The following is a 23,640-nucleotide window of genomic DNA, read 5'->3' as shown; positions in this document are numbered from 1 at the left end:
TGAAGCATAATAAAAATTTTATATTATGAAAACATTAGTAGGTATAGAAACAAAAAGTGCTAATAAAATTATAGATAACTTAAATGATTTGTTGGCGAATTTTCAAATTCATTATCAAAATTTAAGAGGTTTACATTGGAATATTAAAGGGAAAAACTTTTTTGAATTACATGTAAAGTTTGAGGAATATTACACTGACTCTCAATTAAAAATTGATGAAATAGCAGAACGAATTTTAACTTTAGGAGGTACCCCTTTACATACTTTTACAGATTATTTAGAAACTTCTAAAATTGAAGTAGGGAAGAATATTACCAATGATATTGAGGCTGTTAATTTAGTGGTAACAGGCTATAAACAGTTGTTGGAAATAGAAAGAAAATTATTAATTGTTTCTGATGAAGCAGATGATGAAGGAACCAATGCTATGATTAGTGATTTTGTGAGTGAACAAGAAAAAACTTTATGGATGTTAAATGCTTGGTTAGGTTAATCATTAAAGACTAGTTAAAACAAAAAAGGCATCCAAATTGGATGCCTTTTTTATAATGATTGATTAAAAAAAACTAGGTTCTTTTAATCACTTTTTTAGATGCAGCAACAATTGCAGCAGCATTTAAATTATATTTTTCCATTAATTGAGCTGGAGTACCAGATTCTCCAAAAGTATCTTGAGTACCAACAAATTCTTGTGGAACTGGATTGTTTAATGCCAATGTTCTAGCAACACTTTCTCCTAAACCTCCAATAATATTGTGTTCTTCTGCAGTAACAACACATCCTGTTTTAGCAATAGATTTTAAAATCAATTCCTCATCTAAAGGTTTAATGGTATGTATGTTAATTACTTCTGCAGTAATTCCTTCTTTTTCTAATGCTTCAGAAGCTTGTAACGCTTCCCAAACTAAATGTCCTGTGGCAACAATTGTTACATCATTTCCTTCAGTCATTTGAATACCTTTACCAATAACAAATTTGTTTTCGTTTTCAGTATCAGTAAACTTAGGCATAAAAATAGGTACTACAGGTCTACCAAAACGTAAGTAAACAGGTCCTTCATGCTCTGCAATTGCAATAGTTGCAGCTTCGGTTTGATTGAAGTCACAAGTATTGATTACTGTCATTCCAGGAATCATTTTCATCAATCCTAAATCTTCTAAAATTTGGTGAGTTGCTCCATCTTCTCCTAGTGTTAAACCAGCATGAGAAGCACAAATTTTTACGTTTTTATCAGAATAAGCAATAGACTGTCTAATTTGATCGTAAACACGACCAGTAGAGAAAGCAGCAAAAGTTCCTGTAAAAGGAATTTTTCCTCCAATAGTTAAACCAGCAGCAATTCCCATCATGTTAGCTTCTGCAATACCAATTTGGAAAAATCTTTCAGGATTTTCTTTGATAAATTCATCCATTTTTAATGAACCAATTAAATCGGCACATAATGCTACTACATTAGGATTTGTTCTCCCTAAATGAGCTAAACCAGTACCAAAACCTGAACGAGTATCTTTTTTCTCTGTGTATGTGTATTTTTTCATTTTACAGTTCTAACATTTAATTGTCGGCAAAAGTAATAATTTTATATGGTTACAGGAATTATATTAAAAGTTTTTAAGCTCTTTATATAACTTTTGTACAGGTAAACCGACCACATTAGCATAACTACCTTCAATTTTGGTAACGCCAATCAAACCAATCCATTCTTGAATTCCATAACTACCTGCTTTATCAAAAGGTTTATAATTCTCAATATAGTAATTAATCTCTTTAGGAGTTAGTTCTTTAAAGTACACGGTGGTTTTGTCTGTAAATACTTTGGTCTTTTTTGTAGTTGCAATACAAACAGAGGTAATTACTTCGTGACTATTGTTAGATAATTCTTCTAACATTTTAAAAGCATCAAGATTGTTTTTGGGTTTTTCTAAAGCTTTATTGTTAGACCATACAATGGTGTCGGCAGTAATTAGTAATTCATCATCTTCTAAATGAATGGCGTTAGATTTAAATTCGGCTAAAAATTCAGTAATTTCTTCTGCTTTAAAATGATGAGGATAAATTTCCTGACTATCGATGGTTCTGCTTTCAAATGAAATGTTTAAATCTTCTAAGAATTGTTTTCTTCTAGGTGATTTAGAACCTAAAATAACTTTATAGTTTTTAAGGATATCTTGTAGCATGTACTTGTTTTATGTTTAAGTAAAAAGTATGGTAAAAATTCCAAAAGCAATAATAAATTTAAGAATCTTACTGATTTTTGAAAAGTCGTGTTTTTTCTGACTCTTTTTTAAGATAATAAAAATATAAGATAGTGGCAGTATTAATGTGATAAGAATGTAAATTTTAAAGAATATTTTATCAGATAGATATAATAATATCATCAAAAAAAGAAGGCTAAAAAAGGTAATTATTCTAGCAATGTTTGATGTACGTTTGGTTCCTATTAAAATAGGGAGTGTATTTAAATTTGCCTTTTTATCTCCTTTAATATCTTCAATATCTTTAACAATTTCTCTAGTCCAATTTATTAAAAAAGCAAACAAAGCAAGAGTAATGATGATTTGTTTTTGTTCTAAAGAGTTAGGAATTAAAATAAGAAAAAACAACAAGGAAAAACTAGTGAAGCAAGCAATTATTATATTTCCAACAACAGGAACTCCTTTTAAGTATTTACTATAGAAAAATAATAATACCATGACAGGAACTCCATAAATAAAAAAGATATAATTGTTTAGAAGTAGGCTAGCCCATATAACAAATATTAATCCAATGATATTGAATGTGTAATAGGCGATATAACTTTTTTTTATAGAAATTTTAGTGCCTACAATTAGTTTGTGTGGTTTGTTAATTTCGTCGGGAATAATATCAAAAATATCGTTAATGATATTTCCACTTGCTGCAAAACAAAAAGTACAAATGAGGTAGAAAAATACGGGTAAGGTAATTTGTGATAAAGAATAGATACTCCAAATAATAGCAACTTGGCAGATATTAATTAAGACCAAGTTTTTCCATCTTATTAATTGGAGTATCGCAATCATTTAGTAAGCTTTTTTAACTCTGTCTAATGATATTTTGTTATCTCTATCTTTAATAGCTTGTCGCTTATCGTATAATTTTTTACCCTTACAAAGCGCAATTTCTAGTTTGGCCAAACCTTTATCATTTAAAAACATTTTTAAAGGTACAATAGTCAATCCACCAGCTTGTACTTCTTTGTTAAGTTTTTTTAACTCTTTTTTGTTTAAAAGTAATTTACGAGAACTCTTCGGCTTATGGTTATAAGCATTTCCATATAAATATTCTTCTATAAACATATTGATGGCAAATAACTCTCCCTGATCATTAAATTCACAAAAGCTATCAGTAATTCTAGCTTTACTTAATCTAATAGATTTAATTTCGGTACCCGTTAATACAATTCCAGCAACATATTTGTCAAGAATCTCATATTCAAATCGAGCTCTTTTGTTTTGTATGTTTATTCTTTTTTGCATGAATTTTTAATTATAATTCGTTAATTCTGTAACGAATGTTAAACCCAAACCTTAATATATCAATAGAGGTTTTGGTAATGATGTTTAATTGTGGTCTCCAATCTAAACCAAAAGTGATTGGGGTACTTCTTAAAAGATATTCTATTCCCGTTTCTCCATTCACTCCTAAAATAAAAGGATCTCCTATAAAAGTACCAATTCCTGCTCCAAAATAATATTGAAAATTAGGATTATTTTCTTCAAACGGTTTTACTTTAAAATCATAAAGTAAATTGGCTCCAATTCCGTTCCCAAAAGTAATGTCTCCGTGTAACCTAGTAAGATCATCAAAGTTTACAATTCCATCTATGGCAACATTGTTATCTCCAAAGTTCCCTAATCTAATTCCTATTTCTTGTGCAAACATTTGAGTGCTAAGCACAAAAAATAAAAGTTTACAAATATTTTTCATTCTTGTTTTTTTGAATTGCGCAAAAATACAAGATTAGATTTAGATACTAACAAAACTACTAAAGTCTTTAAGGTCTCCTTGCTGATCTCTCCAAGCACCCGTAATTTGTGTAGCGTCTTCTATATTGTTTTTGTTAAAAATAAAAATGCTACCTAATAATTGTTCGTTTATTGGAATGTTAAGGATTTTTTTAAAAGCATCTTCTCTTAAACTTCCTCCACTAGACCAATAAGTTTCATAATTTTTTTCAGTAGCGACTAATAATATGTTTTGAATGGCAGCACTTGTGGCAGCAATATGTTCTATGTTTTTCTGATTGAGTTGAATTTCATTGTTTTCTAAAGGTTCTGGAATCCAAGTTGCTTGAATCAATGCAGTAGCAGTGTTTAGCATTTGTACAATTTTACCTCCATCTATATTATTGTCATTATAATATTTAGCCAAATCTCTACAAGTTTTAGTTTCCAGAATGTAAAATCGCCAAGGGGCTACTGATTTTAATTGATGAGCATCAATAGCATTTTTATTTGCAGGGTAATGAAAAGGTGCTTTTCCTGCACAAGCAATTATTTCTTCTAAATCAGTAATAGAAATTTCACTATCAGTAATTGGTTTAGGTTCGTTGTTCAAAACTTTTAAAGTTCTTCTGTTATGTATTATGTTCTTAATAGACATGATTTTTTTTATAAATAAGATGAATGATACTGAAAATAAATGAATAATTAAAGAATTCAAAAAACTGTTTTTGAGTAGTTTTTAAATTGTTTTACCGATGTAATTTCGTTTTTTAAATAATATATAATAGATAATTTTTGGTAACTCAATAAACTACGTATATTTGCAAGTATAAATACGTATTTTTATGCGTAGTTTTTAAAAATTAAAGAAGTTATTATGTCAGTATCATCAAAATCAACAAAACTAGATTTATTTAATCTTAAAAGTAAGCCAATTCAAACTTTCTGGATCACATCTATCGCATTTTTTATGTGTTTCTTTTCGTGGTTTGGAATTGTACCATTTATGCCATTTGTAGTAAAAGATTTAGGATTAACGCCAGATCAAAAATGGAATTCAATTATTTTAGCGGTAACAGGAACTGTTTTTGCTCGTTTGTTAATAGGTAAATTATGCGATAAATACGGACCACGTTTGTGTTATACTTGGTTATTAATGTTAGGGGCTATCCCAGTTATTTCAATAGGATTGGTACAAACACCTTTGCAATTTTTAGTTTGTAGATTTTTAATTGGGTTTATTGGAGCCTCATTTGTAATTACACAATTTCATACTTCTATTATGTTTGCTCCAAATATTGTAGGTACTGCCAATGCAACCTCTGCAGGATGGGGAAATTTAGGAGGTGGAGCTAACCGTTTAGGAATGCCATTAATTGCGGCAGGAGTCATTAGTTTTGGAGTTGCTGAAACTGAAGCTTGGAGGTATTCTATGATTATTGCTGGGAGTATTTGTTTCTTAATGGGATTGGTTTATTACTTTTTTACTCAAGATACTCCAGAAGGAAATTTTAAAGAGTTAAAAGCAAGTGGTGATATGCCAGAGCTTAAAAAAGATGAAGCTGGATTTATGGTGGCTGTTAAAGATTATCGTGTATGGATTTTATTTTTAGTTTATGCAGCTTGTTTTGGAATGGAATTAACCGTCTATGGTACTATGGATGATTATTTACAAAACACCTTTCAGTTAGAAAGAGTTACGGCAGGTAATTTAGTATTGTCTTTTGCTTTGATGAATATTTTTGCAAGAACTCTTGGAGGATTTTTTGGAGATAAGTTTGGTAAGTTAAAAGGTTTAAGAGGTAGAGTACTTTTCTTAGCAGTAATTCTAACCATAGAAGGAGTGATGTTGGCAACTTTCTCAGGAGCTCAAAACTTTATCGTTGCTTTTATTTTCTTAATCTGCTTTAGTTTGTCAGTACAAATGGCAGAAGGAGCAACTTTTTCAGTGGTTCCTTTTATCAACCAAAAAGCCATTGGATCTATTAGTGGTATTGTTGGAGCAGGAGGGAATGTAGGAGCATTTTTAGCGGCTATTTTATTAAAATCTAAATCTGCCATAGCAGAAAAAGAAGCAATTATAGCAACTCAAGGAGCAGCTAAAGAGGCTATTAAAGCAGCACAATCAGCAGCATCTTCCAGCGCAGTATCAAGTGGATATTTTATCATTGGTGTATTGGTGGTAATTACCGCTTTAATTGCTTTAACCATTAAGTTTTCTGAACAAGATGAAATAGCTGTGGTGCCAAATAATGTAAAAACGGCATAATTTATAAACTACTATTCTAAGCTATATTTTAAACCTTGATTTAATTCTAAATCAAGGTTTTTTTGTTGATAAATATTGAATTAATAAAAATATAAAAAAAGCACCTTAATTTTTGGTGTAACTGTTTTAATTACTTAGTTTTGAAAATGTAAATACTTAGTTTTTTTACGTATTATTGTTTTCGCTAATCTTTTTAAGATTATTATAAATAAAATTACCTGTAGAGTGTTGTGTGTTATTAAACAAGCAAATGTAAGATAAAGAATTGGGAGGTTTTTTTAATATTTGTTAGTAGTCTAATAGAGTATAAGCTATTAGGTGTCAATATTGGATTAGGTTGAACACATCTAAAGTTGATGATTTTTAAGTTTTATTTTCATGATAGAGTTTAATTTATGTCATAAAACATCAACGCTTTGCAGGTTTTAAAATGTATTATCCTATGCTTATGTACTAAGCTAGTTTTAATAGTTTCTAGTTATCTCTTGCCATTTCACTAGTCAGGAATGGCAAGCGTTTAATTTATTTCACGTATAAAATAGAGTAGCCCTAGACATTAGTCTGGGGTTTCTTTTTTGTATTTTTGTGCTTTTAAAAAAAACTTTTATGATTTCTGTAGATAATTTAGCTGTTGAGTTTAGTGGGCATACGTTGTTTAGTGATGTTTCATTTGTCATCAACGAAAATGATAAAATAGCCTTGATGGGTAAAAATGGTGCTGGAAAGTCTACCATGATGAAAATTATTGCAGGAATGCAAACACCTACGCGTGGAGGAATCCGTTGTCCTAAAGATACTGTTATAGCATATTTGCCTCAGCATTTATTAATGGACGATGATTGTACAGTGGTAGAAGAGGCTTCAAAAGCTTTTAAGGAAGTTTTTGAGATGAAAGTTGAAATGGAAGATTTAAATAAGCAGTTAGAAACCAGAACTGATTATGAATCTGACGAATACATGAAAATCATAGAACGTGTCTCAGATTTAGGAGAAAAATACTATGCTTTAGAAGATGTTAATTTTGAGGCAGAAGTAGAAGTTGCTCTAAAAGGATTGGGATTTACTCAAAGTGATTTTAATAGACCTACTTCAGAATTTAGTGGAGGATGGAGAATGCGTATTGAGTTGGCAAAAATTTTATTAAAGAAACCAGATTTAATTTTGTTAGATGAACCTACAAACCACGTAGACATTGAATCAGTTATTTGGTTAGAAAACTTTTTGCTTAATAAAGCAAAAGCGGTAATTGTAATTTCTCACGATAAAGCTTTTGTGGATAATATTACCAATAGAACTTTAGAGGTTTCTATGGGAAAAGTGTATGATTATAAAGCAAATTATTCTCATTACTTAGAGCTCAGAAAAGAACGTAGAGCCAATCAGCAAAAAGCCTATGATGAGCAACAAAAAATGATTGCTGATAATAAATTGTACATAGAGCGTTTTAAAGGAACTTATTCTAAAGCTTCTTCTGTGGCTTCTAGAAAACGAATGTTAGAAAAATTAGAACTAATAGAGGTAGATGAGGTTGATTCTTCATCTTTAAGATTGCGTTTTCCTCCATCTCCACGTTCAGGAGATTATCCAGTAAAGGTGGAGAATATGAGTAAATCTTATGGTGATCATGTAATCTTTAAAGACGCCAATATGGCTATTGCAAGAGGAGAAAAAGTCAGTTTTGTAGGGCAAAATGGTCAAGGAAAATCTACCATGATTAAAGCCATTATGGGGCAGATTGATTTTGAAGGTTCTTGTGGATTGGGACACAATGCAAAGGTTGGATATTTTGCTCAAAACGAAGCTTCCTTATTAGATAATGATTTAACCATCTTTGAAACGGTTGATAATGTTGCTGTAGGAGATATTAGAACTCAAATAAAAAACATATTAGGTGCCTTTATGTTTAAAGGTGATGATATTGAGAAAAAAGTTGGAGTACTTTCTGGTGGAGAAAAAACACGTTTAGCAATGGTAAAATTACTATTAGAACCTGTAAATGTTTTAATATTGGATGAGCCTACTAACCATTTAGATTTACGTTCTAAAGATGTTATAAAAGAAGCCTTACAAAACTTTGATGGAACTTTAATTTTGGTTTCTCACGATAGAGATTTCTTAAAAGGACTGTCAGAAAAAGTGTATGAATTTAAAGAACAAAGAGTAGTAGAACATTTTGAAACCATTGACGCTTTTTTAGAAAGAAATAAAGTAGAGAATTTAAAAGAAATGGATTTATAATTTCTGAATAAAAGATATAAAAAAAGCACCTCATTTGAGGTGCTTTTTTTATATCTAAGATTTCTTTTTAATGAATATCTTTTTAGAAATTTCTCCTTTATCGGTATAGATTTTTAGAATATAAATATTTGGAGCAATGTTATTCGATAGGTTTAGGTTGATGTTTTTATTATCAATAAAGTCTGACCAACTATTTGTTTGTTGACCAACAATACTATACAAAGCAACTTCAGTAATTTTTAAATCGCCATCGTTTTGAATGTTAATACTATTACTTTCTACATGGTATTTAGAGTAAATTTTATAAGTATTTAATTCATTAATATTAAGTGCCTTTCCTTCTTTAAAGGCAATAACAAATCTATCTGTGTAGGTTCCTTCTGTTAAATCAAGAGTTGCTACTTCTCCATTAATTAGCTGTGTTACTTCAGTGTTTAAATCTTTTAAATAAACGTTTCTATCTATATTTTGCCATTCATCAATACTAATCTTAACCTCTCCATTATATCCTATTACAATATCAATAGGGATTTCTAGATCATCATTAATTGCCTGTACCCCTGCAATTGCATATTTTTTTACATCATTAGGAAATTTCCAATAAATATCAGTATCTCCCTCATTATATGACTCTGAATCATAACCAGGATCATAAGCAAAAGAATTATTTTGGTTAAAAGAAACTCCTATTTGCCTATGTAGGTTTTTATTATCAGCATTCTTAAAATTCATTCCTAATTTGATAATAGGTAGGTTGTTCTCTTCATTTTTATGTTCTATAATTGGTAGGATTTTATAAGTCTTAGCAGACATGCTAGTAATGTCTTTTCCTGCAGTTTTAAAGAATACAGATTGAGTACCTTCTGTAATATATTCTCTTTGGCTATTGTTAAATGTAAGGGTTCCTCCATCAGCATCACCTTGTACAAAAAAAGCTTGCCCCACAGGTATGTATGCTTCTGGGGTTGTATAGGTTCCGTTACCTAAGGTTGGAGTTCCATTATTTTCATTGTTGTTTGTAGCCACTTGGTCTGCTGCTAATCCCATGGTTTTGTTTCTAGTGGCATAACCACCAACATAGCCTGCGTAGTCATGTCCATAAATACCAGTTGCATTTTTTTCTCCAACATGTTCCCAGAAGTATAAAGTACCATTCAGAACATTTTCATTGTCTTCAAGGAATTTTTTTGCACTCAATGCAGAAGGATAAGGATTTCCGGTAAGATAGTGCTCTTCACCAGCAATGTTAGTGGTAATTGTTCCGTCTTTTGGCATTCCAGCATACGTATAGTTTTGTTCAGTTGCAGCTCCTGTTCCTTTCATGGTAAAACCATCAGTTTGTTGTAGATATAAGTTAGATCTTTTCTGAACGTAACTTTCTTCATTACTTTCAGTATTTTTATAAGTATATATCCAATAATCTGCTAGGGTAATTGGGCTTGTTGGAGCTCCATCATATACTTCACCACTTACAAAGTTTATATTTACTATTTGAGAGGTAGCGGATGTAGGAATGGTTCCATCTTTTAAAACATCTTCTAATGTAAAAATAGTTTGACCAACAGAGTTTACTGGAGATGAAAAATAACTAAATCTGTAAATGCTAGGGTTGGTTGTATTTCTGTCAATAAGTAATTTACCGGTACCAGTAAGTTGTTTTGTTCCTGTATGTGTTTGTATTAATTGTGAGGTTCCAGCTAACCTTAAATTTGCGAATTGGTTGATGTTTACATTGTCACTAACAATTAAAGGTTGGTCTGTAATTGTTAATATATTGCTGCCAGTTATACTTAATTTACGAGCCTTTAAAGGGTTGCTACTTTCTTCGTAATCTTCATTAATAATTACATATCTAGATCTGTCAGGGCTTCCATTACTCCATGCATTAGATGTTCTTGTGGTGGAACCAAAATAATGCTCTCCAAGCCTTATGTTTTTTCCTGTGTTAGCCATGGTTACTTCTGATAATAAAGGAGCATTTGGATGTCTTTCTGGGCCACCATTTTCTTGATCTCTATAAGGATCTAAATTATCATTCACAAAAGCAGTCCATTCACTTGTTGTATAGGTATTGTTATAAGTTAAAACATCATCATTACGAACATAAGAAGTGTTGTTTTCTATGTTTGAAACTACGTCAAATCTGTTTTCCCAAGCAATACTTCCCGTTTCTGAAACAATAGCAATAATGTCATCTGCACCATCAAAATCTGTAACATTATTATTGTCTAATGGTGTAATAGGTTGAACATTAATAGAAGAAGTGTTAGATTTGATTAAGGTACTAGCTCCAGCGACTAAGCTCGTGTTTACAATATATGTTTCTGAAGGAGAAATTCCTGTTTGGTCTCCAGAGGTATTTTTGTATAGAGCAACTATAACCGTATTTGTAGGTATGGTTGTACTACCTGTATTGGTAATTTCAATCCATCTTTCTCCTAGTTCAGTGTGGTATACCTGTGTAATCATGGCAGATTCATAGGGTGTAGTGTCTCTAGGTTCTATATATAGGTCATAATCTTCTATATCTCCATTATTGTTAGAGTAATTACATGCATTTAAAGGAATTTGGTTTTGTAACATCGCAAAACGAATTCTTGTTTTTCCAGTAGCAGCAGAATTTGGTATTGAAATATTGGAAAAGGTTTCTGCAACGGTTGTTGTATTTTCTGTGTTTAAACTACTATATACTTCTTCACCAGCATCCTCAAAATCTCCATCGTGGTTAAAATCTATCCATATGATAAAACCTACATTAGAAGTGCTTGATTTCTGATAAGTTACAGTTCCTGAAATAGTTCCACCAGCAGTAACTGTAGCTGAATTTCCGCTAAAGTATTGATATGGTCCGCTGTTATTACCTGTACTCTGGTTTATTTCCCCAGAGTTTATGTTGGTGTTACTAATGTAAAAATTGGTGTTTAGATTAATATTAGCATTACTGTCATTACAGTATTGAATAGCAATAGTATTAAAAATGGCAGGAGATGTAGTAGTACTACCACAAGAGCTATCTACATTTAAACTTACTCTTACTTCATATTCTTCACCATTGTTTAGTCCCATTAGCGTAACGTTTGTTTGTGAAGATGTTGTTTCTAACCATGTACTAGATCCCGTTTCTCTGTACTCAATAATATAATCGGTATTGTCTACAGAGTCCCAGTTTACGATAGCAGTTGTTTCTGTAATATTTGTAACACTCAGGTTTGTAGGTGTTGTAGGTGTTGTTATTGTAATGTTTTGTATACTCTCTGCTGTTGTGCTACCGTTGTTAAAAACCCAAGTAATAGTTCCAGAACTTGTCAGAGTGATAGGGTCTGATGTTGTAGCTGTTATTTGTGTTCCACATAAATAATCCATTACAGGAGCAGTTGCTGTGTAAGTACAATAAGCTTCGATATCTTCTAAATTAGGAGCGGTGAATGCTCCAGAAAAAGGTGAGATATTTACAATTGCAGTACAAGAATCTGATAAACCATCTGGGTCAGTTACGGTTAAAGTAACTGTATTGTCTCCTAGGTCATTACAGGTAAAGGTGGTTTTGTCTAATGAAAAAGTTAAACTACTTTGTGCATCAAAATCGTCATAAGAACCATTGTCTATTTGATCTGGAGTTATAGTTACATTTCCAGCTACATCTAAATTAATGTCTATGTTTCCTAAAAAACTGCAGTTGGAGCTGTAGGTACGGGTCTAATGTAAAGATCGTAATCCTCAATATCTCCTTCTTCATAATTAAATTGACATGCGCTAGTGGGAGTATTATGACTCATCGCAACACGTATCCTTGTTTTTCCAGAACTAGCACTAGTAGGAATGGTAATATTTAAATTTTCAATTACAGTAGTAATTCCACCTGGAGTTGAGTTACTGTATACAAGTTCATTGCCATCATCAAAATCACCATCTTTATTATAATCAATCCATATGGAACATACCGTAGGGTTTGCCCAACTTGGTTTTTGATAAGTAACCGTTCCTGTAAGATTTTCTCCTGCGGTTATGGTATTAGATATACCATTATAATATATATATGGTCCGTCATTTTTAGTACTACTTTGATTGATAGTTCCTATAGAGGTTTCACTAATGTAAAAATCCTTACTTTTATTAACATCAGAGGTTTGCCCAACACAATATTCAACTTGAATAGTATTGAATGTTATGGAGTTTGTGTATACAGCACAAGGGGCATCAACAGATACTTGTACTTCATATTCGCTTCCGTTGTCTAAATTAGACAAGTCAATGTATTTATTGTTTGCGGTGTTTTCTAGCCATGAACTACTGTTTGTACGTTTGTACCTTACATTAAAAGGACCATCATCTACAGCATTCCAGCTTATTTTTGCTGTAGTTTCTGTGATAAATGTGCTTGTTACATTGGTAGGTGTTGTTGGTGTTGTTATATTAATGGTTTGTACACTTGTTTGGATAGTATTACCATTATCAAATTTCCAAGTAATGGTTCCAGAACTTGTAAGTGTAGTATTATCTGTAGTAGTAGCAGTAATTAATTGTCCACATTGATAATCCATTACTGGTGCCACTGCGGTATAACTACAATAGGCTTCTATGGTTGGTAATATTGGTGCAGTAAAAGCACCTGAATAGGGAGCAACATTTACTGTTGCAGTACAACTATCTGTTAACCCATTAGTATCGGTTACTGTTAGTGTTACAGTGTTTGATCCTATGTTTTCACAATTAAAAGTATTCTTGCTTAATGAATAAGTTAAATTTTCTGGAGCATCAACATCATCAAAAGATCCATTGTTTATTTGAGAAGGAGTGATAGTAACAGAACCAGAAACATCTAAATTAACGTCTAAACTTCCCACACATAGTGCTGTTGGTGGAGTTGGTACAGGTAAAATATTAATATTATAATCTTCAACTTCACCGTTTTGATATCCTAAATCTTGAGGAGTGGGAGCTCCGTTCTGTTTTATAGCCATTCTCATTCTAGTGGTAGCTGTTGCAGCCCCACTTGGTATTGTAAAACTAAAGGATTTTGAATTAGTTGAGTTAGTGTTAGATTGTTCTGAAAATGAATAAATTTCCTCATCAACATCAACAAAGTCTCCGTCATTATTGTAATCAATCCATATTTTGATAAAGTATGTGTTCCACTTTTGTGCTCTATAATTTATGATTCCCGTATAGTTAATATTTTTGTTCACTGACGTTGTACTAGTACTGTAATAGGTATACTCGTTATCGGCATTAGTATTATTGTTATCAATATCACCAAACAAAAGTCTAGTAATATAGAATTGATTATTGTTACTAGTGTTTATAGGGTCTGTATAAGTTTGTGCATTTGCAAAATTAAAAGCAAATAACAAGAAGGTAATGGTTAAGTATAGGTGAGATTTGATTTTCATAATATCAAATTAGGTGTTTTATTAATTATTAGCAACTATAAAGGTAGGTTTTGTTGATGTTTAAATAGTTGACTTTTAATATGTTGTTTGTTCTTTTTTTACTCAGTACAAAAGTACAAATTTCTATATTGAATTATTGATATTTGTTATATTTTATGTTTATGTACTTTTATAATGTACACAAAGATAAGTTATCACTTTTTTATGAGGTTCTAGGGCATGATTTTATATCTAACAAATATCATGATTTTAACATTTGTTAAATGTAAAATACAAAGCCTTAATGTCTTGTTTTGTAGTTTTTTAAAATGAGTTTGTTTATTTGTGCAAGTTCAATGTATGATCATTTTTGTGTTATTAATTATTAACAAAATACAGAGAGGATGTATTGGTTTAATTATTTTAAAATTAAGAGTATAAAAAAAAGCCTCATAAATAATTTTATGAGGCTTTTTTAATGATAAGGACGAATAAGATTTATTCGTCCTTAGGCTCTTCTTCTATTTTTTTAGGTCCACTAGACTCAGGATTGATCTCCTTTTTTAAATAAGTAGGTAAATCCAAACCAGCCATGTTAAATAAATCGTTTAAAGGAGGAACGGATTTCATCATTCCTGATACAAAATTTGCGGTTGATCCACCACCTTCTGCATTGTTTCCAGAATCCCAAACGGTTACTTTATCAATCTTAATATTCTTCACTGCTTCTACTTGAGTTCTTACCAATTCAGGTAATTTTTCAATTAATAATAATTGGAATGCTTTTGAAGGATCTCCTCCAGCAGCACTTACTACATCTTTATAACCTTCAGCTTGTTTGGTTAAAATTTCAAACAATCCTTTTGCTTCTGCTTCCATCTTAGCATAAATAGCATCAGCTTCTCCTTTGGCTTGTTCTCTGGTTGTTTCCGCTAGAGCTTGGGCTTCAATAATAGCTCTTTTCTTAGCAACTTCAGCAGGGATTAAAATGTTGGCATATTGAGTCGCTCTTTCTCTTTCAGCTCTTGCATCTTCTGCTTTTTGTTCGGCAACATAAGACTCTTCTAAAGCTCTTGCAGATTGTACTTTTTCTGATGCCGATGCAATACGTAAAGCTTCTGCTTCTTTTTCTCTTCTACTAGCTTCGGATTGTGCAATAGCAATTCTAGCTTCGTTTTCTCCTTTAATGGCAATTGCATTGGCTTCAGATGTTTTTACACGAGTATCTCTTTGTGCTTCTGCTTTACCAATAGATTCGTCTTTAGCAGCCGAAGCAATGCTAATTTCTCTGTCTTTTTGAGTGATGGCAATTTTAACATCTCTGTCTCTGTGTGTTTCGGCAATTTGAGTGTCTTTTTCTCTGTCAGCCAAAGCTTTACCAGTTTCTCCAATTTTTTCTTGTTCGGCAACACTAATTTTTGCTTCGTTAATGGCTTTTGCAGCAGCTTCTTTTCCTAAAGCTTCAATATAACCAGACTCATCTTTAATGTCAGTAACGTTTACGTTGATTAATTTTAAACCAATTTTTTTAAGTTCGCTATCCACGTTTTTAGAAATATTTTCTAAGAACTTATCTCTATCAGAATTAATTTCTTCAATAGACATGGTGGCAATAACCAAACGTAATTGACCAAATAAAATATCTTTGGCTAATTCCTGAATTTGTTCGTGTGTTAATCCTAATAATCTTTCTGCAGCCGTATTCATACTGTCAGCTTCTGTAGAAATAGCAATCGTAAATCTACAAGGAACATCTACACGAATGTTTTGTTTACTTAATGCGTTGGTTAAGTTGGCTTCTATAGAAATAGGTTTTAAATCTAAATAAGCATAGTCCTGAATTACAGGCCAAATAAATGCACCACCACCGTGTACACATTTTGCAGAGGTTCCACCTGTACGTCCATAAATAACTAATATTTTGTCCGATGGACATCTTTTGTACCGTGCAATTAGTGCAGTAATAGTAACAAACAATACAATTGCAGCTACAATAAAAATAAAAATAGGTTCCATAAAATTAAATTGATTCAACGATTAATATATTTTGATTGATAATTTTTGTGATTTTAACAGTGCTACCACTCGATATTTTTTCATTTTCTGTCATGGCATCTAACTCGTGATATGCTCCGTTAACACTGACCAAAACTTTTCCTTTTCCAGATTTTTTTTCAGGAATAGGCGTGTAGACTTCGGCTGTTTTGTTAATGGTATTGGTTATTTTAAAAGTATTGTCTTCGGCTAGTTTTGTAATTTGTTTGATGACAATAAAAAACAAGAAGACAAAAAATATTCCCACAAGAATACTTAAGGAATACAAGTAAGTTGTGTTTTCAATTTGATTGAAAAATGAAATCCCTGTCCAGCTAAAACCTAAAAGGAAGTTGATTAAGTTTCTAAAAGAGAAAAACTGAAAAGGAGCATTGTCTCCATCAAAATCAGCATCAAAGTCTGCATCAATTCCATCGGTAGCATCGGCACCAATAAAAGTTAAAATAGTTTGAATGATAAAAATTCCACTGGTAGGAATGGCTATGTACCAAAAGATTCGAAGTACAGGATCTAAATTGTTTAAAAACTCCATAAGATAATTTTTATCGAAATATAGCACATTGCATAATAATTCGATAAAAACAAGAACTGAGTCTTTCCGTAGTTTTTAACTCTTTTTTATTTTTACTTTCACAGATTTTGAAGAGGGAGTGTGACTTAAATGCGCTGTTAAATTAATAGGTACTAAAGGATTAGATTCGGGGTAATATGTAGCCACACATCCTTTTGGAATGTTGTAAGGAACTACACTAAAGTTATCGACTTGTCTTTTTATGTTATTGTAGTTGTTGTATAATGATATTTTGTCTCCCTTTTGTAAACCTAATTTTTGTGCGTCTTCGGAGTTCATAAAAACAACCATTCTACCATTGTGTATTCCTCTATATCGATCATCTAAACCATAAATAGTAGTATTAAATTGATCATGACTGCGAGTGGTCATCATGATGAAATCATCAGCATCCAAAGCAATATCACTTAATTTATTGACTGTAAAATTTGCTTTTTTATTAGGGGTTGTAAAGTTTCCTGTTCTGGCTCCATTGGGCAATTCAAATCCTATAGGTTGTTTTACACGTTCGTTGTAATTTTCAAATCCATTAATTGTTTTGGCAATTAAATCTCTAATATTATTGTAGTCCTCAGTTAAAAAATCCCAGTTAACTCTACTTTGTTGGAGGGTAGCTTTGGCGATGTTTGCTACAATTACGGGTTCACTTTCTACAAATTCAGAAGGTGGTGTTAGCGCTCCTTTGCTACTATGAACCACTCCCATAGAGTTTTCTACGGTGACAAATTGTGCTTTTCCGTTCTTAATGTATTTGTCGGTTCTTCCCATAGATGGAAGAATTAAAGCTGTTTTTCCAGTAGTTAAATGTGATCTATTTAATTTGGTAGAGATGTGTACGGTTAAATTACAATTTTGTAATGCTTGGCTTGTGTAATTAGTGTCTGGTGCAGCACTTAAAAAATTACCTCCCATTCCTATAAACACTTTTACTTTTTGGTGATACATGGCAGTAATGGCATCAACCACAGAATAACCATGTTCTTTAGGTTGTGTAAAACCAAAATTTTCAGCTATTTTATCTAATAATTCTTTGCTTGGTTTTTCGGCAATTCCCATGGTTCTGTCACCTTGTACATTGCTATGACCACGAACGGGACAGGTTCCGGCACCTTCTTTTCCAATACTTCCTTTAAGTAAAAGTAGGTTTACAACTTCTTGGATGTTGTCTACACCATTAACATGTTGTGTTAATCCCATTCCCCAACAAGTGATGATTTTTTTTCTTTGTGCAATTAAGTCAACCAGTTTATCAATTTCTTGAATAGATAATCCTGTTCTTTGAATTAGGCTTTCCAAATTGTGTGTGAGTAATTCTTCTTTAAATTCGTTAAAACCAGCTGTTTTCTGGTTGATAAACTCTTGGTCTAAAATATCAGGGTGTTGCTCTGAGATTTGAAACAACTTGATCATTACAGCTTTTAATAAAGCTACGTCTTCGTTAATTTTTAGTTGAAGATATAAATCAGCAATATCTGTTCCTCCACCAATAATTCCTTTGGCTGTTTGTGGATTTTTAAAATTGGTTAATCCCGCTTCTTTTAACGGGTTGATGGCGACTACTTTTGCTCCGTTCTTTTTAGCTTTTTCTAAGCAAGACAACATTCTAGGATGATTGGTTGCAGGATTTTGACCAAAAATGATAATCAATTCTGCTTTGTATAAATCATCTAGAGTTACCGATCCTTTACCAATTCCAACAGTTTTGGATAATGCGACTCCGCTTGATTCGTGACACATGTTAGAACAATCTGGTAAATTATTGGTTCCATACATTCGTACAAAAAGTTGATATAAAAATGCAGCTTCGTTACTGGTTCTACCAGAGGTATAAAATGCAGCTTCGTTAGGATTGTCAAGTTTATTCAATTCTTGACCAATAATTGTATTTGCTTCTTCCCAAGAAATAGGGGAGTAGTGCGTTTCATTTTCTCTTAAAATCATGGGATGAGTCAACCTTCCTTGTTGACCTAACCAGTAATCGCTTTGGTTTTGTAATTCTTTTACGGAGTATTGAGAAAAGAATTTTGGATTTGCTTTACGCTCCATAGCTTCTTCTGCAATGGCTTTTACACCATTTTCACAAAACTCACCCAATTTAGATCTACGTAAGGGGTCTGGCCAAGCACAACCAGGGCAGTCAATTCCTTCTTTTTGATTTAATTTACTTAATACTTTAAAAGAATTCTTTACAGACATTCTGCTTAGTATTTGTTGTAAAGAAATATATACTGCTTTGATTCCGGCAGCACTTTTAGAAGGATGATTTATAATAAGTTTGTTGTCCTTTTTCATAGGGTTTTATTGATAGCTTAAATATAGAAATACAAAGGCATGATTAAAAATTAAGCTTCATAAATTTCGATAGGTAGTTCATCAGGATCTTTAAAAAAGGTGAAATTTTTATTCGTAAGTTCATCAACTCTAACTGGCTCCACAGAAATATTATTATTTTTTAATACTTCTACAGATTCGTCTATACTGGTAACTTCAAAAGCAAGGTGTCTTAAGCCTAAAGCTTCTGGTTTACTAGGTCTTTTGGCAGGATTTGGAAAGGAAAACAATTCAATTATATTATATATAAGTTGTTTAGGCATAAATCTAGTTTGTAAGAATTATGTTCTTTTCTATAAGTTTCTTGTATGATATTTAATCCTAAAATTTCAGTATAAAATTATTTTGATTTTTGATAATCACTACAGATAATAGCAATGTGATGTACTTTATTTATTTTTAGCATGTTTTTTTAATATTGATTCAATAAAAAAAACTCCATGAAATTTTATTCATGGAGTTTTTATGTTTTTAAAAACGTTTACTCAATTAAATATTTGGTTGAGGTGTTGTTCTTAAATAAGGTTTAACTTCTTTATGCCCTTTTGGGAATAAATCAGGAATTTGTTCGTTGGTTACAGCTGGTGAAATCACCACATCCTCACCATGTTTCCAGTTAGCAGGTGTTGCTACTTTATGGTATGCTGTTAACTGTAAAGAATCAATCACTCTTAATAATTCATCAAAGTTTCTACCTGTTGAAGCAGGATAAGTAATTATTAATTTGATTTTTTTGTCTGGTCCGATAACAAATACTGATCTTACGGTTAATTTATCATCTGCGTTTGGATGAATCATATCATACAAATCAGCTACTTTATTGTCTTCATCAGCAATAATAGGGAAGTTTACTGTAGTGCTTTGTGTTTCGTTAATATCTTTAATCCAACCGTGGTGAGATTCAATTCCATCAACACTTAAGGCTACAACTTTTACATTTCTTTTATCAAACTCTGCTTTGTATTTAGCAACAGTTCCCAATTCAGTTGTACACACTGGTGTGTAATCTGCAGGGTGAGAAAATAAAATTCCCCATCCATCACCTAACCAGTCATGAAAGTTAATTTCTCCTTCTGTAGTTTGTGCTGTAAAGTTTGGTGCTTTATCACCCAATCTTAATGTGCTCATCGTTATTATTTTTAATATAATTAAACAATTTTTTCTTTGATTTTATTACATACATCCAGCAGATGGTTCCAGAGTCTGTTATTACTTGTACTCTTTCACAATCGTCTGTTATACATATTTCTTTTGTTTTTATTTCTTCTTCGTTAATTTCATAAATTGTTCCACTGATTTCATCATTAGGGTTCTCACTAGGAGTTGCTAGTGGGTGACAGTCTTTTTCGGAAATAGCAATTGCTTCAGGGTTTACAAAATGGAAAATTCCCAATTTGTATCCTTTTACAATATCATCTTTACCTTGTAAAACTTTTCCGAAAATTTCTGTTTGTACTTTCTCTAATTTTAAAGTACCGTAAGTGAATAATAGCATTTATCTTTTTTTAAATAAATATAGGTTTTTTGTATAGGAATAAAAAGGATGAAAGGCCATTATTTTTATAAAGCTCTTTATTGTATTGAAATAAAGAGCTTTAAATGGTTAATTTATTTATTTTTAAAGAATAGCTTATCATCTATAGCATCCAGTTCTACATGACTCTGATTCTGTATGTTACCTGCTAAAATCTCTTTAGATAATAGATTTAGTACTTCTTTCTGAATCACACGTTTTACAGGTCTTGCTCCAAATTCAGGATCATATCCTTTCTTAGCTAGGGCTAGTTTTGCATGTTCTGTAGCGGTTAAAGTAATTTCTTTACCAGCTAATAAATGAGTTAATCCTTTTAAATGCAATTCAACTATTTGACTAATTTCGTTGATGTCTAATGGAGTAAACATTACGATTTCATCAATACGGTTGATAAACTCAGGTCTTACAATTTTTTTTAAGTTTTGTAATACTTCCCCTTTTGCTATTTCTGATATTTCTGCACGATTTTTAGTTGTAGCTTTTTCAAATCGTTCTTGAATAATTTCGGCACCCATATTAGAAGTCATGATAATTATGGTGTTTTTAAAATCAGCCAAACGCCCTTTGTTATCGGTCAATCTTCCTTCATCTAATACTTGTAACAAAATGTTAAAAGTATCTGGATGCGCTTTTTCAATTTCATCTAATAAAACCACAGAATAAGGTCTTCGTCTTACTGCTTCAGTCAACTGTCCACCTTCGTCGTAACCTACGTATCCTGGAGGTGCTCCTACCAATCTACTTACCGAATGACGTTCTTGGTATTCACTCATATCTATACGAGTCAATGCATTTTCATCATCAAATAAATATTCAGCTAAAGCTTTTGCTAACTCAGTTTTACCTACACCTGTTGTTCCCAAGAACAAGAAAGTTCCTAGAGGTTTTCTCGCATCTTGTAAACCAGCTCTAGAACGTCTTACCGCATCAGAAACCGCTTCAATAGCATCTTCTTGACCTACAACTCTTTGGTGTAATTCATCTTCTAGTTTTAGAAGCTTTTCTCTTTCGCTTTGTAACATTTTTTGAACAGGAACTCCTGTCCATTTGGCTACAACTTCTGCAATATCATCTTCGGTAACTTCTTCTTTTACCAAAGATTCATCTTGATTTTGAGCCATTGTTTTTTGAGCAGTTTCCAAACGAGTTTGAGCATCTTTAATTTTACCATATCTTAACTCGGCTACCAAACCATAATTTCCATCGCGTTCAGCTTTATCAGCTTCTAGTTTGTATTGCTCAATTTCATCTTTAATGGTTTGGATATTATCTACGACCTCTTTCTCTGATTTCCATTGAGTATAAATAGCATCACGCTGTTCTTTGATATTGGCTAAATCTTTACGTAAAATAGATAGTTTTTTTTCATCTTTTTCACGTTTAATAGCTTCAATTTCAATTTCTAACTGCATTACTTTTCTATCTAATACATCTAGTTCTTCTGGTTTAGAGTTGATTTCCATACGCATTTTAGCAGCAGCTTCATCCATTAAGTCGATGGCTTTGTCTGGTAAAAAACGTGAGGTAATGTAACGTTGACTCAATTCTACTGCAGCAATAATAGCACTATCTTTTATTTGTATTTTATGATGCGCTTCATATTTTTCTTTAATACCACGCAAAATTGAAATGGCACTTTCGGTATCAGGTTCATTTACAATCACCTTTTGGAAACGTCTTTCTAAAGCTTTGTCTTTTTCAAAATATTTTTGGTATTCATCTAAAGTAGTCGCTCCAATAGCTCTTAATTCTCCACGAGCCAAAGCAGGTTTTAAAATATTGGCAGCATCCATAGCACCTTCACCGCCACCAGCACCTACAAGTGTGTGAATTTCATCAATAAATAAGACGATATCTCCGTGTGCTGACGTTACTTCTTTAACTACAGATTTTAAACGTTCTTCAAATTCTCCTTTGTATTTTGCTCCAGCAATTAAGGCACCCATGTCTAATGAAAATACTTGCTTGTCTTTTAAGTTTTCAGGAACATCACCTTTTACAATTCTGTGTGCTAAACCTTCGGCAATGGCTGTTTTACCTACTCCAGGTTCTCCAATTAACATTGGGTTGTTTTTGGTTCTACGAGATAAAATTTGCAGAATTCTACGAATTTCTTCATCGCGACCAATTACAGGATCTAGTTTACCAGTACTTGCTAATTCATTTAAATTTTTCGCATATTTATTTAAAGCATTGTAGGTTTCTTCTGCACTTTGTGAGGTTACTTTTTGACCTTTTCTAATCTCATCAATAGCAGCTCTTAATCCTTTTTCGGTAACACCTTGGTCTTTTAATAATTGACTAATAGTATCTTTATTATTTAAAATGGCTAATAATAAATGCTCAATAGATACATATTCATCATCCATTTTTTTTGCAATATTACTAGCGTCTGTTAAGGTTCTGGCAGAAGTACTAGATAATCCTATTTGTCCTCCAGTTACCTTAGGAAAACTTTCTAGCGTTTTGTCTAGAATTTGTGGTAGGAGTTCAAAATTTACTTGTAACTTCTTTAAAATAAAAGGAGTTACGTGCTCATCTACTTCTAGAATAGCCTTCAGTAGGTGAGTGTTTTCTATTTGTTGATGTCCTAATCCTTGTGCAATTTGTTGTGCTTGTTGAACAACCTCTTGCGATTTTATGGTATAATTGTTAAAGTTCATAAGTTGCTTTTTTAGGTTGATAATACTTTTTCAATTTTATTACTTGATTTGTATTAGTCAAATGATATTCCTTTTTGTTTTTTCTGTTAAAATGTCTGCTAGAAAGACTTTTTGTCTGTATAAATAATTGATTTTTAAGTTTTATCTGTTTTTTTGACATAGAAAAGACTTTGTAAGGAGGCAATTGATAATCGACAATAGAATAAGAAATAGTAAATTAAAATGAAACGAGTATTTTTGTGCTCATAAATAATATAATTGATATGGGATTATTAGATAGTTTTTTAGGAAAAAATAGAGAAGAAAAGGAAGGAGCAAAGGTAAACTGGATTCCACTAACCAATATTTCTCAATTGGATGATATTGTTGAGGTATCTAAAACAAACAAAGTAATTATTTTTAAACACAGTACACGTTGTAGTATTAGTGCTAGTGTATTAAATAAGTTTGAAAAGAAAATTGGAGAAGATTATCAGTTGTACTTTTTGGATTTGATTAGCCATAGAGATATTTCTAATGAGATTGCTAATAGGTTTAATGTTGTGCATCAGTCTCCACAGGTATTATTGATTGAGAATAGTAAGGTTACTCAACATGATTCTCATTATGGGATTTTGGATATTAACTTTTAATTTTTATCATATT

19 protein-coding genes and 1 pseudogene are annotated in these 23,640 nt (G+C 31.8%); 5 read left to right on the top strand and 15 right to left on the bottom strand.

Annotated elements, in window-relative coordinates:
- Window positions 1-25 precede the first annotated feature (25 nt).
- Complete coding sequence (locus BUB70_RS06825) at window positions 26-493, top strand: Dps family protein (protein WP_084730204.1); 468 nt, start codon at window positions 26-28, stop codon at window positions 491-493.
- Between the two features lie 73 nt (window positions 494-566).
- Here BUB70_RS06825 and BUB70_RS06820 read toward each other — a convergent pair whose 3' ends face one another.
- The 6 genes from BUB70_RS06820 to BUB70_RS06795 form a co-directional block, all read right to left on the bottom strand.
- A complete protein-coding gene (locus BUB70_RS06820; protein WP_073119685.1) occupies window positions 567-1,538 on the bottom strand; it encodes a transketolase family protein in 972 nt (323 codons plus the stop codon).
- A 63-nt stretch (window positions 1,539-1,601) separates the two neighbouring features.
- Window positions 1,602-2,177 carry a Maf family nucleotide pyrophosphatase gene (locus BUB70_RS06815; RefSeq protein WP_073119683.1) on the bottom strand — a complete coding sequence of 192 codons (576 nt, stop codon included), beginning with the start codon at window positions 2,175-2,177 and terminating at the stop codon, window positions 1,602-1,604.
- A 15-nt stretch (window positions 2,178-2,192) separates the two neighbouring features.
- Window positions 2,193-3,041 (bottom strand): UbiA family prenyltransferase, encoded by an 849-nt coding sequence (locus BUB70_RS06810; protein ID WP_073119681.1) that lies wholly within the window; start codon window positions 3,039-3,041, stop codon window positions 2,193-2,195.
- Window positions 3,042-3,497, bottom strand: a complete 456-nt coding sequence (smpB, locus tag BUB70_RS06805) for an SsrA-binding protein SmpB (protein WP_073119679.1) — start codon at window positions 3,495-3,497, stop codon at window positions 3,042-3,044.
- A gap of 10 nt (window positions 3,498-3,507) precedes the next feature.
- Window positions 3,508-3,948 (bottom strand): hypothetical protein, encoded by a 441-nt coding sequence (locus BUB70_RS06800; RefSeq protein ID WP_073119676.1) that lies wholly within the window; start codon window positions 3,946-3,948, stop codon window positions 3,508-3,510.
- 39 nt (window positions 3,949-3,987) lie between these two features.
- Window positions 3,988-4,623 (bottom strand): nitroreductase family protein, encoded by a 636-nt coding sequence (locus BUB70_RS06795; protein ID WP_073119674.1) that lies wholly within the window; start codon window positions 4,621-4,623, stop codon window positions 3,988-3,990.
- A gap of 219 nt (window positions 4,624-4,842) precedes the next feature.
- Between BUB70_RS06795 and BUB70_RS06790 the strand changes: the two genes are divergently transcribed.
- Together BUB70_RS06790 and BUB70_RS06785 are read left to right on the top strand one after the other, a co-directional pair.
- Entirely contained in the window at window positions 4,843-6,234 is a 1,392-nt protein-coding gene (locus BUB70_RS06790) for an MFS transporter (protein WP_073119672.1), read from the top strand.
- Between the two features lie 606 nt (window positions 6,235-6,840).
- Window positions 6,841-8,472 (top strand): ABC-F family ATP-binding cassette domain-containing protein, encoded by a 1,632-nt coding sequence (locus BUB70_RS06785; RefSeq protein ID WP_073119670.1) that lies wholly within the window; start codon window positions 6,841-6,843, stop codon window positions 8,470-8,472.
- 54 nt (window positions 8,473-8,526) lie between these two features.
- On the opposite strand, the gene BUB70_RS06780 is transcribed toward BUB70_RS06785, so the two are convergent.
- Entirely contained in the window at window positions 8,527-11,835 is a 3,309-nt protein-coding gene (locus BUB70_RS06780) for a fibronectin type III domain-containing protein (protein ID WP_073119668.1), read from the bottom strand.
- Between the two features lie 58 nt (window positions 11,836-11,893).
- Here BUB70_RS06780 and BUB70_RS14095 point away from each other — a divergent pair, with 58 nt between their 5' ends.
- Entirely contained in the window at window positions 11,894-12,064 is a 171-nt protein-coding gene (locus tag BUB70_RS14095) for a hypothetical protein (RefSeq protein WP_159431418.1), read from the top strand.
- Window positions 12,065-12,134: 70 nt separating this feature from the next.
- Here BUB70_RS14095 and BUB70_RS06775 read toward each other — a convergent pair whose 3' ends face one another.
- The 8 genes and pseudogenes from BUB70_RS06775 to clpB form a co-directional block, all read right to left on the bottom strand.
- A complete protein-coding gene (locus BUB70_RS06775; RefSeq protein WP_073119666.1) occupies window positions 12,135-13,862 on the bottom strand; it encodes a fibronectin type III domain-containing protein in 1,728 nt (575 codons plus the stop codon).
- A gap of 477 nt (window positions 13,863-14,339) precedes the next feature.
- Window positions 14,340-15,857, bottom strand: coding sequence for a flotillin family protein (locus BUB70_RS06770; protein WP_073119852.1), 1,518 nt, complete (start codon window positions 15,855-15,857; stop codon window positions 14,340-14,342).
- 4 nt (window positions 15,858-15,861) lie between these two features.
- Window positions 15,862-16,428: an NfeD family protein gene (locus BUB70_RS06765; protein ID WP_073119664.1), complete on the bottom strand. Its 567-nt coding sequence runs from the start codon at window positions 16,426-16,428 to the stop codon at window positions 15,862-15,864.
- A 75-nt stretch (window positions 16,429-16,503) separates the two neighbouring features.
- On the bottom strand, window positions 16,504-18,759 hold the full coding sequence (locus BUB70_RS06760) for an FdhF/YdeP family oxidoreductase (protein ID WP_073119662.1): 2,256 nt from the start codon (window positions 18,757-18,759) through the stop codon (window positions 16,504-16,506).
- A 50-nt stretch (window positions 18,760-18,809) separates the two neighbouring features.
- Window positions 18,810-19,204 (bottom strand): annotated as a pseudogene (gene gloA2, locus BUB70_RS06755) (SMU1112c/YaeR family gloxylase I-like metalloprotein).
- Between the two features lie 83 nt (window positions 19,205-19,287).
- Complete coding sequence (locus BUB70_RS06750; RefSeq protein ID WP_073119660.1) at window positions 19,288-19,926, bottom strand: peroxiredoxin; 639 nt, start codon at window positions 19,924-19,926, stop codon at window positions 19,288-19,290.
- Window positions 19,904-20,293: a gamma-glutamylcyclotransferase family protein gene (locus BUB70_RS06745; protein WP_073119657.1), complete on the bottom strand. Its 390-nt coding sequence runs from the start codon at window positions 20,291-20,293 to the stop codon at window positions 19,904-19,906. Before BUB70_RS06745 ends, BUB70_RS06750 begins: the two co-directional genes overlap by 23 nt.
- Window positions 20,294-20,406: 113 nt before the next feature.
- Entirely contained in the window at window positions 20,407-22,995 is a 2,589-nt protein-coding gene (clpB, locus tag BUB70_RS06740) for an ATP-dependent chaperone ClpB (RefSeq protein ID WP_073119654.1), read from the bottom strand.
- Between the two features lie 263 nt (window positions 22,996-23,258).
- Between clpB and ytxJ the strand changes: the two genes are divergently transcribed.
- Window positions 23,259-23,627: a bacillithiol system redox-active protein YtxJ gene (gene ytxJ, locus BUB70_RS06735; protein ID WP_073119652.1), complete on the top strand. Its 369-nt coding sequence runs from the start codon at window positions 23,259-23,261 to the stop codon at window positions 23,625-23,627.
- Window positions 23,628-23,640 lie beyond the last annotated feature (13 nt).

Source organism: Wenyingzhuangia marina (genome assembly GCF_900130035.1).
Lineage (GTDB): Bacteria > Bacteroidota > Bacteroidia > Flavobacteriales > Flavobacteriaceae > Wenyingzhuangia > Wenyingzhuangia marina.
This window is presented reverse-complemented; position numbering and strand designations above follow the sequence as displayed.